A 14,769-nucleotide genomic window follows, 5' to 3' on the forward strand; every position below is an offset into this window, starting at 1 on the left:
TGGTTTCCCCACTCCCTACTCCCCACTTACCACTTGCTACTTACTACTCTCAAATATCTCTTGAAGAATATGCCGGACACCACTTTGCCAGGTGGGCAATTCCACATCAAACGTACTGCGCAGTTTGCTCGTATCCAGCCGTGAGTTGGCCGGACGCGTGGCGGGCGTGGGATATTCGGAAGTGGTGATCGCGCGAATGGAATCCGGTGAGAGATTGAGTGACTTACCTGCAGCGAGGGCTTCCGACACAACAAACCTCGCATAGTCACACCAGCTGGTCTCACCTCCAGCTACCAGATGATACAAACCAAAGCGGAAGTGTCCGCCCCTCTCACGCCATTGCTGCCGAACCAGCTGCGCCGTTACATCAGCCAGCAAGGCAGCAGAAGTTGGCGCGCCATATTGATCCGCTACCACGTTCAAACTATCGCGCTCGACAGCCAGTCGCAGGATGGTTTTTGCAAAATTCCTCCCATGCGCTCCAACCACCCAACTCGTACGAAAGATCAAGTGTCGCGCCCCGCTTTGCTGGATCGCGATCTCACCGGCCCTCTTGGTGCGGCCATAGACACTTTGCGGGTCCGTGAGGTCATCTTCAGTATAAGCGCCAGGCTTGAGGCCATCGAATACATAGTCGGTCGAGTAATGCACGACCCATGCGCCCTGTTTCGCCGCTTCTTCTCCGAGCACTCCGGGAGCGACGGTATTGATGGCGTGAGCCAGCTCCGGCTCAGATTCTGCCTTGTCCACTGCGGTATAGGCTGCGGGATTGACGATCACATCTGGCTTCAACGACCGGACCAGGTCACGGATTGCAAGTCCATCGGCCAAATCACATTCAGGCTGATCTACGGCACAGATTTCCCCCAAGGGGGCCAGTGCACGCTGTAGCTCAAAACCGACCTGGCCCTGTTTGCCGGTCAATAGTATCTTCATGCTCGGTGGTGAGTAGTGAGTAGCCAGTGGCAAGTGGAAAATGCCCCAAGCGTTGTGTGGAGTGATCGTCTAAGATTGGCCATTCCCGATTTCATACCCCCCTACTCTCTACTTCCCACTCACTACTTACTACTCGCCGTTCCCAACTTCCTACTTACCACTCGCTACCCACTACTTACCATATTGCCTTTCGACCCAGTTGCGGTAGGCACCGCTGGTTACGTTGGCAACCCAGCTTTGGTTATCCAGGTACCACTGCACGGTTTTGCGTATGCCGGTTTCGAAAGTTTCAGCAGGTTTCCAGCCCAATTCGCGCTCGATCTTGCCGGCGTTAATAGCATAACGGCCATCATGACCCGGGCGATCCTTCACAAAGGTAATCAGAGAGCGGTAAGTGGGGAGTGGGGGGGTCCCACTTCCTACTTCCCACTTCCTACTTCCCACTTGCCACTCACCACTCACCGGCTTTAGCTCATCCAGGATATCGCAGAGGGTATGGACAACGTCGAGATTGGTCTTTTCGCTCCCACCGCCAATATTGTAGACCTCGCCTACCCGACCGGCTTCGAGCACCCGCCGGATGGCACTGCAATGGTCGTTGACGTACAGCCAATCGCGGATCTGTTGGCCATCACCATAGATCGGCAAGGGCTTGCCGCACAGTGCATTGTGGATCACCAGCGGAATGAGCTTTTCCGGGAACTGATAAGGACCGTAGTTGTTGGAGCAATTTGTCGTGAGAACCGGCAGACCGTAGGTGTGGTGGTAGGCACGCACCAGGTGGTCGCTGGCAGCTTTGCTGGCTGAATAGGGGCTATTGGGCTCGTAACGATTTGTTTCACTGAAAGCCGGGTCATCTTTCTTTAATGAACCGTAGACCTCGTCGGTAGACACGTGGAGAAAACGGAATTGGCCTTTGGCCTCACCCTCCAGCTTGTTCCAGTAGGCACACACCGATTCCAGCAGATGAAAGGTACCGACAATGTTGGTCTGGATGAATTCGCCTGGGCCGTGGATGGAGCGGTCGACATGGCTCTCAGCGGCAAAGTTGATGACGGCGCGGGGACGGTGCTCGGCCAACAGTCGATCGACCAGCGCAGTCTCGCCGATGTCGCCGCGCACGAAGACATGCCGTTCATCGCCTTGCACACCGGCGAGATTTTCGAGATTGCCCGCATAGGTGAGCTTGTCGAGATTGACGATAGGCTCGTCGTGGTGCGCCAGCCAGTCGACAACGAAGTTGGCGCCGATAAACCCGGCTCCGCCGGTAACTACGATACTCATCTAGCTGTTGGAGTCCCTGTGTGTTGCTTCTGATCGAGACACACTTAATAGGCGTGTTTGCGGAGGCTCATTCGATAATCAGAATATCGAGATCCTTCACCATAGGGCTTGACCAGCGCACTCATGTCCAAATAGAGCATCATCGTCGATCGGCCAGTACCATCTCAGATAAGGAAGAACGTCCCAACCCTACCAAAGAATCCATCCCAACCCCGTTGGTTTCACACGTGTTTTCTCATTTCAGCTTTTCTACGAGACTAAGGAACTCACGAGCTGTGACAATTCTCACACCTTTATATTCATGAAGTTCAAGAAGATCAGAATCTCCACTGACGAGATACTCTGCACGCCCTTCAAGCGCAGCAACCAGATACTTATCATCATCAGGATCGTTCTCAACCGCCTTGAGCTTCAAGCGGCTTTCAGTGGGTTCGGCAATCAGTGCGAGCGCAATAACCCAACGATCAATTTCTTCACGAGAGAGGGAAAGATACCGGCGCACTCGCGGATATGTGAGGCTGCGTCGAACCTCATCAAAGATTGCACCAGACCCGACAAGCTGGAACGACTGATCGTCTACCAAACGGCGAAGAATGCGCCCCGGTGGTCCTTGGGGCCGAATGCAGGCACTCACATAAATATTGGCATCTAAGACAGCCCGAATCACCTGTTATTTCCGACGTGGTCGACGAGTACGATGCTTGGCTTCGTTGGCAACTTGGTCGGCCTCGCTCTGAGATATCCCTTCTGCTCTCTGGTCGAGGATAGACATCAAGTGTAATCGCGCCGCTTGCTGCATCTGTTCAAGCCGCTCCACCGGCACCATCGCAGCCAACTGTTTGCCTTTCCGCTCGATGACAAAGTGATCATGACGAAGCGCCACTCGATTCAACAGGTCTCCGAGCCGTTGGCGAATCTCAAGCGTGGACACTGTCTCCATCATGCATCACCTCCATTGCTACAACTAGTATACTTGTAATAGATCATACGGTCAATCACGCTTACGATCCTATGACTTCTGATCAGTACGCGTTCAATAGGCATTCCTGTGAACAAATCCCTGCCAGATCGTCAGCCACATGATCTTCAAATCGAGCCAGATGGACCAATGCTCGATGTAATAGAGATCGCACTCCACTCGTTTTTCAAGCGAAGTATCGCCACGCCAGCCACTGACTTGCGCCCATCCTGTAATCCCGGCCTTCATCTTATGCTTGAGCATATAGAGGGGAATCTGTTTTCGAACCTCCTCGACCACCCAGGACCGTTCCGGCCGTGGCCCCACGACACTCATTTCGCCTTTCAATACATTCCAAAATTGAGGCAGTTCATCGAGACTCATTCGACGCAGGAATTTTCCGATTGGAGTCACACGGGGGTCGCCTTTTGGGGTCAACAAGACCGTATCTCCCGGCTGATCAACCTGCATCGTACGAAACTTGAGCATCATGAACGGCTTGCCATCCAACCCCATGCGTTCCTGCTTGAAGAGGATCGGCCCGGGCGAAGTCAGCTTAATCAGCAACGCGATCAATCCCTGCACAGGCAGCGTCAGGAGAAGAGCGATTACACTACCAATTACATCACTGCCACGCTTGAGGATAATGTTCCATCCATACAGGGGAGAACCCTGCAACGTGATAACCGGCAACCCTTCAAACATCTCTGCTTCGGCACGAAGGGTAATAAACTCATAGATTGACGGGATGACTTTCACTTCAACGGTCGTGGTTGCCAGATACGCCAACATTTTTTCCGCTTGAGGCTCAGCCTCCGGAGGGAGACAGATAAAGACAATGTCCAAAGCCGACGCATACTTCTCCACATCGCCGTACAACCCGATGACCGAAACCCCCTCAAAGGTTTCGCCCAGCTTTTGTGGCCGGCGAGTCAAGTAACCCTGGACTTTGACACCGAATTCCGGATGAAGCGACAGTGAATGGGCAATTCTCTGTCCGAGTTTGCCTGCCCCGATGATCAGGCAGTGCCGCTGGTTGTAACCCTGCCTTCGGAAGAACCTCAGGCCTTCGCGAAAGACCATTCGCGAGAAGCCAAGCGCGATAAGGTTCAGAATCCAGAAATACAGAAAGACAAGACGTGAATATTCGAACTGCCGTACGAAGAAGGTCAACCCGATGAGAATGAGCACCGACAGGGAGTTGGCTACGGCAATGTCGAAAACTTCGGCCAGGTGGGAACCCATCCGGCGAGGCCGATACAAATTAAATGCCCTAAAAGAGATTCCCCAAACGATCAGGATAGGCACAAGCAAATAGATGTAAATTTCCAGAGGTGGGACACCCTTCTCAACCGGCCCCCATCCAGCCTTGAATCGAATATAGTAAGCCGCCATCCAGCAGGCACAGATCAGCGTCAGATCAAACAGAAAGAGGAGACTCTGAAGAAATTGGGAGTGGCGTTTCAGCATGGCCGATTACCAGCCTCTTTTGGAGACAGCATCATCGTGGCAAGTCAGGCAGAGTGCATGCTCACACGCTTCAACACCGCTCGTGGCAAGTGTGAATAGTAGTGTCCGAGCCTATACCCAATTAGCTTTGCCCCCGCTCTCATCAGACTGATCGGGAGCAGGTGAAGAAGTCCTTGAGACGTAAGATAGGAGAGCTCAGACCGCACAAACCTGACTCCCTCCCCTTCAGGTCTTCCGAACTCATCGAGTAGCCATCGTTGCTTCTCGAAGAATACACCCAAGTCAAAATAGCGCTTGAATTCTTCCGCCACCGTGTAGTTATGCGAATGATACACCGATGCCTCAGCCACGTATCTCAGATTGTAGTCTTTCATGAGCATTCTGGCACATACATGCATATCTTCAGCAAGGACGAGATTCTCCGAGAACCACCCGACATCCTCAAGCGCGTCTCGCCTATATGCCGCGAATGAATTTGAGCAGAACGCTGCCCGGATACCGAGCGCTTTACGGTCTGCATACGTACGGAGATAGGATTGAGGCGGGTAATTAAACTGTCTCAGGTGTTGGGCAAAAGGCGTGGCGTTCTGATATGGAATCTGCCTGCCAAACACTGCTCCGCATTTCTGCTCCGCAAGAAGAGGCTGAATGAGAGTCTCAATGGCCCTGTCATCACAAGGCAAGGCATCCTGCGTCAGGTAAACAAGGATATCCCCTGCCGATCGAGTCTTCCCTGCCAGGGTCCTGGTTCCTCCATGGTCAAACATCTCCTTCGGAATAGTGACAGTTTGAATTGCATGCTGCTTAGCAATTTTCAAAGTCTCATCAGAGGAAGACGAGTCGATAACGAGAATGTCGAGGTCCCTCACAGTCTGCGCGCGTAAAGCTCTCAACTGTCCATCGAGATACCGCGAGGCGTTATACGTTGGAATGACAACACTGACCACACAACCCTCACTTCCCTCACAAAGACAAAGAAAACCGGACGTTGATTTGCGTGAGGGATTTTTCAATGACTCCGCATTGTCGAGACCAGTTGTTGTCCGTCCCTGGCTGAAGCTACCAGATCTAGCGCATCACTGATGCCCGCGGCGACACAAACAATCTCCAGTACAATAAAACTTGTCTGAACAATCCCTGCCGCCGTAACCTCAGTTGAAAGACGGTCCACAATCGCCGAAATCGGCCTTCATGTGCACAAGCGGCAAACCTTTTCAGCAGCCATAACGCTTCAGCCGAGCAGGGAACGTCGAGCGAGGCGACTCGCTCGCCCAGCAAAGCCGCATGCCGAATCGAGCCAAACACGTAATACCCGCTTCGACCCAAGCGACGCCCCGAAGCGTCAGACAGCGGATTCACCATAGTGAAAAATCCCTCCGCCCCGATCTGGTTCGCACCGTGCTGGCGATACCGGACCAACGCGAGAGGCAGATACTCGATGCGGCCACAGGCGGCCGCGCAAAGTGCAAGCCACCAATCATGCATGATAACGTCAGCAGGCAGAGGGGTAGCCAACTCCAGCAGGGGACGATTGATTACCATGGCACAACCAGTCACAAAGTTCTGAGTCAGCAACACACGAAGTGGATCACGAGACTCATGAGTCAAACCCTGGTAGCCCATGAAAGAAGGGTGGATCCCTTCGAGTTGTTCACTCACCACCTCCAAATCTGAGTAGACGAGAATGGGAGTCTTCTGCCCATGCTGTGATTCCATCTCCTTCAGGTACGTCAACTGGTCTGCAATTTTGTTGGATACCCACACATCATCCTGATCTGAAAAGAAAATATACTCAGCCTCCTCTGCATGAGCAATACGCATCAACTCGCCGAAGTTCCCGACGACCCCCAAATTCCCATGCCCGTCACCGACGCAACGGATACGCTCATCACGTCCGGAAACGTCTGCGATCACTTCCAGTGTCCCATCCTGAGAACCATCATCTCTTATAAGAAGCTTCCAATTTGAGACGGTCTGACCTTGAATGCTTCGAATCTGCTCTCCGACAAACTGGCCCCCGTTGTAAGTTCCTAAAAGAATGACAATGCTTTCAGCACCCAACAATCGTGTTAGCCTCCTATGGAATTTTTGGCAGAGAAATGACTTAGGCTACTTCAAGCTGGCCGACTTTCCTGAACAAGCCTTGGCTCAAATCTCTGAGTTATCTGCTTGTGGGGTTAAAACCCTCATCCATCGACTTGCTGTAATAATCCCCTGAAATCACGGCACTGGATTGATTTCAGAGGCGCACTCCATACCTTAAATAGCGATACATTTTCGATATTGGTCGGTATAAATTTCCAAGCAGCGCATAGGGGGTGCCCAATGATAAGCGTAATAAGTCAGGCTTTATCTTCTCAAATTCAGCATCTCCACACGACGATCCGCCCTTGTCGTTGAATACCGACACCACTTCTGCCACGTGGATGAAGGGAATCCCGAGGCCAACTAATTTGATGTTATACGCGTAATCTGCCAACCATTTATATTCCAAACTGTAGGTATATTTTTTGTACACCGATCTGGGATAAAAGGTCGACTGGTGGCAGAAATTCATCCGTGCCAACCTGCGTTTAGAAAACTTACCGCCGTAGATCTTGCCACTGGAACGGAGGACTACATTTCCGTAATAGACGGAATCTGGATCGGACATTTTTTCCGCGACATTGCTGAGCGTATCCAAGAGCACATCGTCACAACCAAGAAAAATCAGCCAGTCGCCAGTCGCGAGCGAGCACACCTTGTTCATCGCGTCATAAATCCCCTTATCCGGCTCGCAGACCAGGGTAGAGATGCGTTTAGCATATTCATTCAGGACGTGTTGAGTGCCATCATCGGAAGCACCATCTACAACAACCAGCTCGATATTCTCATAGGTCTGCTTTGCAATGCTGTCCAAAGCACTTCTGATATGCTCGATCCCGTTATAGACGACGATACCCACGGATATTTTTGGGGAAGAGCTATGCACCTCACTTAACAAGTTATGCATCGCCAAAGCCTGCTTACACCCGAATATGCCAGCGACAGTCATACAACGGCTCATGCTTCATTGCGATATCAGTAGCATATAGGCCATCGCCGCCAGTCTTAATTCACTGCTCAGGGTCTCCGATAGAACACCCCATCTACCTGAAGAGTGCGCCCAGTCGCTGGATCGACGAACACCGGCTCTAACGCCCACACTACAAAACCTTCTGATTCCAGGCGTTCAATTGACTCCCGCCAAAGCCGCTGACCTTCGTACAACGGAATCATAGAAAGCTCCATCTGGACTCCACGTACCTTTGCCAATGTTGCGATAGCTCCGTCGAGTACATACCATTCATAGCCTTGAGTATCGATCTTGAGAAACGCCGCCTGAGCATCCTTGAGATAGGGCGGCGCAACCGAGTCCAGTGTGATCAGCGGAGCCGACTCATGTCCAACATAAGCAGACTCAGGTGCCACACTGGTATGCGTCGTAAGCATAGGGAGGATCGAACTACTGTCCGAGTTGCCGGAGATATTTAGGTCGATCACGCCAAGATGATCTCCCAACGCGCAACGCGCATGCACATGCCAGGCTGGGTCACTATTGCTCTCCTGCAAAAGCCGACCATGGGCAGCCAATTGTGGTTCGAAGGAGACAATACGCCCTGAGTAGCCGCCTGCACGTAATTCTTTTGCAAATTGTCCTTCGTTGGCACCGATGTCAATTACCAGGTCTATATCAAAGGCGCGCAAAGCGGCCATCCGCCGTGCCAATGGCGAAGTGCCAGGATGAAACCGGTGAGCCTCAATGCCCGCAGCATGTAAGAGCTGTTTTACACCTTGCTTTGCAGAACTCAACATCATCACCTCATTTCATCTACTCAAATATCTGATAACGCGATCTCGTATTTTTACATCTGTTGCTCGTAACGGACCATTTCTCGCACAGCGAAGAAACTAGTTGCATCGTGGCCTCTTGGACGGGAGATTGAGGGAGATTCCTAGCCCAAAATACCTCGAGCCCAAACACATCTCGCAAAATGGCCTTAATGATACCTTTGATAAAGCCCATTACACATCAGCTTCCCTAACATATCTAACCGAGTAATTCCTGAATGACCCTGCCTCGCAATGATTTGACGGAATGTGCCTGTCTGAATTCGGCCATCCCTTTGAGCAACCCGGCATACTCAGCACTCTGAGGTCGCGGAATCCTCCGCAGCAAATCCACTGTCTCTTGACGGCTATCAGGCGCGATCACACCGCACCCGAATTCTCTGACCATTCTGCCACACCAGCTGTCGCCATAAACAACGACCGGTCGGTTGACCCGCGCCGCAAGGTATAACACCGCGCTTTCCATCCGCTTGTCCCACATGTCGTACAACATCAACAAATAATTCTGATCAGCCGCCCGCTCCAGCATATTGCTTTCTGACATAAAACTATTAATGAAGCCATCAAACCCACCCAAAACCGACAATTGTTCTTTGCTTTGTGGACTGGCAAATTCACCGGCGACCGTCAGCCTCCCTAGACCGGCATCTCCTTGAAAAGCCGGCACCAGCCATTCAATACCTTTACCGACTCGAATCTGCCCGATGATGCCAAATGCCAATTGTCCTGAATGGCTCACGGGATACTGCCGAGGCTCACCGTCGGGAATCTCGAGTGATGGCAAATAGCTGATTTGTCCGCTTGCTACAAAGCTATAAGCATCGCGCCACGCCTGCGCCATTTCCTCAGTTCGCAAATACAACCTCACCTCAGGACGCTTCAAGAATCGCCCGATAACTAAACGAGCCAACCAATTTCTCACTCCCAACCTCGGCCCAAAAAGATGCAGCACGGTAAATCTCTCAACCGGGAGCCACAACGATAACAAGGGCCAAAGCAACGCAAGTACAACAAGCGATTCATCAAAAAAGAAAATACGCTGATATTGACGGCCATTCATCGGCATACGCAAGAGCCGTAACAATGCCCTGACCGTGTTGGAATGACCTGTTGGTGTCGTGACAACAAAGCTCTCAACTTTGCCCCACGCCTTTAATCGCTCTATTGACTCCAGGCAAAATCCAGCTTCGGTGTTATCAGACACCAAATAGTCCACGCGTTCATCCCTACCGATTGCGGATGCCATATTGATGAGCGACTGCGCCGGGTGACCGATGGCACTAAACCAGGGTTCAATAATCAAAAGCTTCATCCTCGCGGCATCTTATCTATAACTCTCAGCGAAAGCCCTATCCCCCTCAGTGCGAATAAGTGGTGGCCGTTCCTCATCAAAGCGACCGCATAGTTGCGAAGAGAGAGCCCAGCTGTAGAATTTTATCGGTGCCTTCAAGACTTATGTAGTCTTGGCTACGTGCAGGATCACAAGACACTGGCAGAGTGGTGGAAGCACAAGCCCGCACGGCGGCCTGGGAGAAACATGTTAGAAATGGCCATTACTGGGCAGTTCCGGCTTGCTCGTTGGCTTGATCATACTTACGATATCCGAGAACACATTGCTAAGGGTCATTCCTGTTGAGTCAAGCTCGTGAAGCAATGCCTTTAAATCATATCCCATGACCTTTAATCGCTCCTCGCCAAGCGACCAGAGATAGCGCCGACACCACATTTTTCTAAGCGGGTTATTGATGATTGATTTCCATTTCTCCAGCGGCGCGGTGTCAAGTGTTCGGTAATTCTTGGTTCCAGTCGGATCGCCCAATTTTCCCTTGAAGCTGACTTGTGAGAATTGTTTCAACACATCGGGATCGAATCTCAATTCCAGATACTCGGACATTCTGGCCAACTCTATTCCTGGCGATTGCAAGAAACTTTCATATTGAATTGCCAATATTTGCTCAGAGTGTGCTTGATAGCCGGCAATTAAGTTACCTATCCCAAGATAGAGATCCACCTTGCACATCGACAGATCCCACTTCCCGCCCGCCCAGGTTTCGACAATGGAGGCAAGGACAGCTAAAGGATTGCGCCAGAGAAAAATAAATTTACCATTGGGGAACATATCTATTATCTCATCAATAATAAGTGCATAGCGTGGAGTTTTGTCCAAAAAGTAACGCGCATCTTTGTTTTTCGCAGCCTTTTCGTAAAGCTCGTTCACTGCCGATCCAATCGCCAACAGATAATCTTGCTTCCCATTCGGTAGTTCACCAATAAAATCGTTCAACGCAAAATTTGCCCATTGGTGCGAGTACACGGCCTTTACCCCATGCGCTCTCAACGCATATACAAAAGGCAGCAACAGCCAGGGTTCTGCTGCGGATGAAATTCGGCTATCTGCAGCCAACACCCGCTGTAATAATGTTGAACCAGACCGTGGCAATGAAAATATGAAAAGTGGTTTCAACTTAATTCTTTTTGCATTAATTGGCCTGCTGCTAGCTAGGTCTAGCGCTTAAATACACGAAGCGATTGCTCCACTAACCCTTGAGTTCTCGACATAAGTTTTCTTGCATAACCGGCACCAGCCCTAAATTTTCGATTTGCTTTAACAATTCTTTCGTCAAGAAACACGTCTTCGGGAAGCCGGAATGTGGTCTTATCACTCAGCGGCACATTAAACCTGTCAGTCTTACCGCAATGTATTCCTGAGCCGTCAAATCCAATGTTCTGAATGAGGGACTGGGTAGGATATACCGTGTATTGGTCTTTTATAAACTGGGTATACATGCACTTCACGTCGTATGCTGCATCGAGCCTACCATTGGCCACGTGCTCTAACATTGTCAACATATCCTTGCCACCCGCCCTCGTGAAAGATCGAGATAGCTTCCTATTCGAAGCAAATTTGTGAAATTCTTCAGGGGTAATATGACAAACACTATCTCGCCTGTCCTTCCACTCACCTACCCCCCATCCATTAAACCTTCTCATAAAAAAAGCATCATAAGGATAAGTAGTTGGAATCGGAATGGGCGGACAATATCCTGAAATGCTGAACACTTTGCAATCAAGTCGATACTTCTCCAATGCCGAATTCATGTATCGTAGAAAGCCTGGTGCAGTAACAATATCGTCTTCCATTGATATCACAACTCCAAATTTTTCTGCGACCTCATTCACTGCTGATACCCCATTGGAAACCGACCCCATATTGTATTCCCTGGCCACAACATGGAATAGAGAGAATCCGCGTACGGTTGCCAGATAAGCCCGCACAGCTTCAACCTTATCTTCATCACCGCTGCAGGCGGCATCAGAAAAAACGAAAACAGGAGTTTCGCCGGCTAGATCGTTTTTAAGTAACGCATTGATCGTACTCTGCAAGTGATTAATGCGCGTATAGGTTGTAATAACAACCGGGGCTCTCACAGTGACACCCTATGCATTTAGTTGGGATTTTCAGGCTGTTCCGGGATAGACAGCTGGCCATTTGTTGAGAATCAGTTTGCCTGCAATACATACACTACAATCGCTGAGCAACGACTTGATATCCCGAAACTCTCAAGCCGTAGAAATCATCATCGTTGCGTCCAGTTCCAATAACATGAAACTGTGGCTGAAGAAGTGCCTGAATATCCTTTACATCTTTTGGGACCATAAATCGGCTGCCATTGCGCAACCCGAAAGGATCGGACGTAATGAGCAAACTGCCGTCCGGCTGGCGTATCGCATTGGCTAATATTGCGTTGTCTTCGTCCGGAAAATTTGCCACCAACAGACCGCCCGGCTTGACGACCCGTGCCAGCTCGGCACGCACCAATGGCCAGATGATCGCACCATCGAGGTAATAACAACTCGCACAGCACAACATATAGTCAAAGTAATGATCCGGATAAGGTAGCTTGGAGTTCTGGCCCACCGCGAAGTGCACCGGCCAGCAAAGTTGACCTGCCAGTGTCTCCAGACCATTCACCATCTCCTTTGAGGTTTCGCAGGCGTGAACCTCAAAGCCCAAGTCCAGCAATAATGGCAGATTCCTGCCGTCGCCGCAGCCCATGTCAAGGATGCGTGCACCTCGGTAACGGGTTTTGTCGATTTTCAGGCCCGGGTAGTTACCCCCCGCCAAGGTGCGTACCACCCATTCGGTCGGATAGCGCCCGACGGAAGATCGGATACGATTTAAGTAAAACTCCCCCCAGCCGCCTGCTTGTGGGGTATGTGAGGTCATTTCGTGAGAACTTTCGTGGTTTGATCGATCATGGCCTAGGACAGGTTGCCAAACCGAAGCCGTCACGTCCGAAATGATTGCCACTGTAAAGCATCCACAATTCATCGTGAAATGGAAAAACATAGGGGTAACAAACCATTTCCGAATCCCAGCCCTCAGCCGAAGGTTCCAGTGAATTGGTTTCGTCACGCCGGATCCAATGGACAAGATCGGTTGAAGTGGCGTAACCCATGCGATACCCGCCAGCTTTATTGCGGAAATCCTTACCTAGACGGTGACAGAACCAAAGGTGATGAACGCCATCCATTTCCAATAAGGAAGGGTTGGTCTGGCATTCGTCCAGGGTATGGGAGGCAACACAGGGAATTCCTTCGCGCTCCCAATGGATGCCGTCATTTGATACCGCATGCATCAGGACATATACCGATTCTGGACGCCCTTCGTGCATGATCCACCTGATGCCGGAGCTGTACCACATATGGAATTTCCCATCGATGATGGTGACGGTGGGGCTGTTCTGCAGAAAAGGCTCTGCGTGTGTTCGACCCAGCAATGGTCCTTCGGCATAGCGCTGGAAGGTTACCCCACCGTCCAGGCTGATCGCCAGGCCGATGGCATGTGAATAAGGAGCCCCTTCGCAGCGCATCCAGCCGACGTAATACATCCACACCTCGTCGCCCACTGGCAACACCACTCCTGGCATCACGCCGAACTGGTCGAAGGCCCCGAGCCCTCCCGCTTCGAGAATCGGTCGTTCATGGATCCGCAGGACTTTCTGCGGATCATCGCGGTCGATCTCGACAAAGGAGATAACGCTGGAAAAATAGCCGCGCTGATCGGGTTGCGGGCGACAGGTAAAATAGACTCGGATGCAATCCGCGAGCACCAAGGCACAGGGATTCTGATTGTGACTCATCATCCAGGGATATTGACCCACCGATGCAAAAATTTTCCCGCGTTTTTTCCAAGGGAAAAAATAAGTTTTCACTGTGCCGTCATCTCAGCTTGATTTGTTGTACAATTCGTTCTTGGCCGTGGCACGAACCGTCCGTTCCAGCCAATCATGCATCGAAAGCCCCGCTTTGGTGCGGGCTTCTTGTGCAAGGCGCTTCGCCTCGTCGCTCACCCCTTCGAGTTGGCCGTGATAGCGTGTCCAGTGGCTTCCACCACGCGCGCTAGGTATTTGCATGTGATAATCGGGAACTGGTGATTCCTCGGCAACGCGGAATTCGATTACATAGAACGCTCCCATCATGATGTACTCCAGTTGCACGTCAGTCGCGGTAACGGGCAGTGATTCCAGAGGTGGTTCGCACTTCAGTAATGGATTGGAGTTGGACATGATCTTTCCCATCTCTGTGTTCCGCAGCCATGGACCCAGCCCCTCATCCCCAACCACCACCTTGCCGCCGGGCCTGACCACTCGTGCCAATTCGTTCAGACAACGCGGAATCTCCGAAAAAGTGTTAATACCGCCAAAATGGTGTGCGGCATCAAAATAATTGTCTGGAAACGGAAGATAGCTACCATTAGCTATTGAAAACTCGGCGGTAATTGATTGTGCTTGCATCTTCTTCATGGCAATTGCCAGCAGGCTGGGAGACAATTCCTGTAGATAAAGTTGGCCAGCTTGGCCTAACCGTCTTGCCAGGTGCTCTGCACCACGCCCGGTGCCGCAACCGATCTCCAACACCTTCGAGTCCGGTTGCAGCTCAAGCCGATCCACCATGCGCTCACGCACAGCATTTTCATCTGCACGGTAAGTGATAAACGGTAGCACAGCGTAGCGATCATAATCCTGCGCTATATCTTCATAAGACTGACGGGTCCGCTCGTCGGACTCCTGCAACACTCGGGGCCATGTGAAGTCAGGAATGCCGGTAGCGATTCGAAATGTTGATCCAGATGTGTTGTGGAATGAACCCTCAACCACTTCATCGCCAACGGCAGTAAAAACATCCAGTTCCAAGGAAGATCGTGTAACAGGACAGGTATAAATTGCAGCTAACCTGGAATTCATTAG

The 14,769-nt window shown here is 51.1% G+C and carries 15 protein-coding genes; all 15 read right to left on the minus strand.

The window, feature by feature from the left end; all coding sequences use genetic code 11:
• Positions 1-36 precede the first annotated feature (36 nt).
• The 15 genes from rfbD to HZB34_01005 all read right to left on the minus strand — a co-directional run bounded on the left by rfbD (position 37) and on the right by HZB34_01005 (position 14,766).
• Positions 37-936, minus strand: coding sequence for a dTDP-4-dehydrorhamnose reductase (gene rfbD / locus HZB34_00935; GenBank protein ID MBI5314517.1), 900 nt, complete (start codon positions 934-936; stop codon positions 37-39).
• A gap of 171 nt (positions 937-1,107) precedes the next feature.
• On the minus strand, positions 1,108-2,220 hold the full coding sequence (gene rfbB, locus HZB34_00940) for a dTDP-glucose 4,6-dehydratase (GenBank protein MBI5314518.1): 1,113 nt from the start codon (positions 2,218-2,220) through the stop codon (positions 1,108-1,110).
• 235 nt (positions 2,221-2,455) lie between these two features.
• Positions 2,456-2,887 (minus strand): putative toxin-antitoxin system toxin component, PIN family, encoded by a 432-nt coding sequence (locus tag HZB34_00945; protein ID MBI5314519.1) that lies wholly within the window; start codon positions 2,885-2,887, stop codon positions 2,456-2,458.
• Positions 2,888-2,890: 3 nt separating this feature from the next.
• On the minus strand, positions 2,891-3,163 hold the full coding sequence (locus HZB34_00950) for a type II toxin-antitoxin system Phd/YefM family antitoxin (protein ID MBI5314520.1): 273 nt from the start codon (positions 3,161-3,163) through the stop codon (positions 2,891-2,893).
• 90 nt (positions 3,164-3,253) lie between these two features.
• The gene (locus HZB34_00955; GenBank protein MBI5314521.1) at positions 3,254-4,648 is read right to left on the minus strand and encodes an undecaprenyl-phosphate glucose phosphotransferase; all 1,395 of its coding nucleotides are present in this window, start codon (positions 4,646-4,648) and stop codon (positions 3,254-3,256) included.
• A 44-nt stretch (positions 4,649-4,692) separates the two neighbouring features.
• Positions 4,693-5,595, minus strand: coding sequence for a glycosyltransferase family 2 protein (locus HZB34_00960; GenBank protein MBI5314522.1), 903 nt, complete (start codon positions 5,593-5,595; stop codon positions 4,693-4,695).
• A gap of 121 nt (positions 5,596-5,716) precedes the next feature.
• Entirely contained in the window at positions 5,717-6,712 is a 996-nt protein-coding gene (locus HZB34_00965) for a glycosyltransferase family 2 protein (GenBank protein ID MBI5314523.1), read from the minus strand.
• A gap of 175 nt (positions 6,713-6,887) precedes the next feature.
• On the minus strand, positions 6,888-7,682 hold the full coding sequence (locus tag HZB34_00970) for a glycosyltransferase (protein ID MBI5314524.1): 795 nt from the start codon (positions 7,680-7,682) through the stop codon (positions 6,888-6,890).
• Between the two features lie 68 nt (positions 7,683-7,750).
• Positions 7,751-8,488: an FkbM family methyltransferase gene (locus tag HZB34_00975; protein MBI5314525.1), complete on the minus strand. Its 738-nt coding sequence runs from the start codon at positions 8,486-8,488 to the stop codon at positions 7,751-7,753.
• A 229-nt stretch (positions 8,489-8,717) separates the two neighbouring features.
• Positions 8,718-9,830, minus strand: coding sequence for a hypothetical protein (locus HZB34_00980; GenBank protein ID MBI5314526.1), 1,113 nt, complete (start codon positions 9,828-9,830; stop codon positions 8,718-8,720).
• A 228-nt stretch (positions 9,831-10,058) separates the two neighbouring features.
• Positions 10,059-10,982 (minus strand): sulfotransferase, encoded by a 924-nt coding sequence (locus tag HZB34_00985; GenBank protein ID MBI5314527.1) that lies wholly within the window; start codon positions 10,980-10,982, stop codon positions 10,059-10,061.
• 41 nt (positions 10,983-11,023) lie between these two features.
• Positions 11,024-11,902, minus strand: coding sequence for a sugar transferase (locus HZB34_00990; GenBank protein ID MBI5314528.1), 879 nt, complete (start codon positions 11,900-11,902; stop codon positions 11,024-11,026).
• 139 nt (positions 11,903-12,041) lie between these two features.
• Positions 12,042-12,746, minus strand: a complete 705-nt coding sequence (locus HZB34_00995; protein ID MBI5314529.1) for a class I SAM-dependent methyltransferase — start codon at positions 12,744-12,746, stop codon at positions 12,042-12,044.
• 28 nt (positions 12,747-12,774) lie between these two features.
• Positions 12,775-13,635: a glycosylase gene (locus tag HZB34_01000; protein MBI5314530.1), complete on the minus strand. Its 861-nt coding sequence runs from the start codon at positions 13,633-13,635 to the stop codon at positions 12,775-12,777.
• A 111-nt stretch (positions 13,636-13,746) separates the two neighbouring features.
• The gene (locus HZB34_01005; GenBank protein MBI5314531.1) at positions 13,747-14,766 is read right to left on the minus strand and encodes a methyltransferase domain-containing protein; all 1,020 of its coding nucleotides are present in this window, start codon (positions 14,764-14,766) and stop codon (positions 13,747-13,749) included.
• Between the last annotated feature and the right edge of the window lie 3 nt (positions 14,767-14,769).

The organism is Nitrospirota bacterium, assembly GCA_016219645.1.
Taxonomy (GTDB): domain Bacteria; phylum Nitrospirota; class Nitrospiria; order Nitrospirales; family Nitrospiraceae; genus Palsa-1315.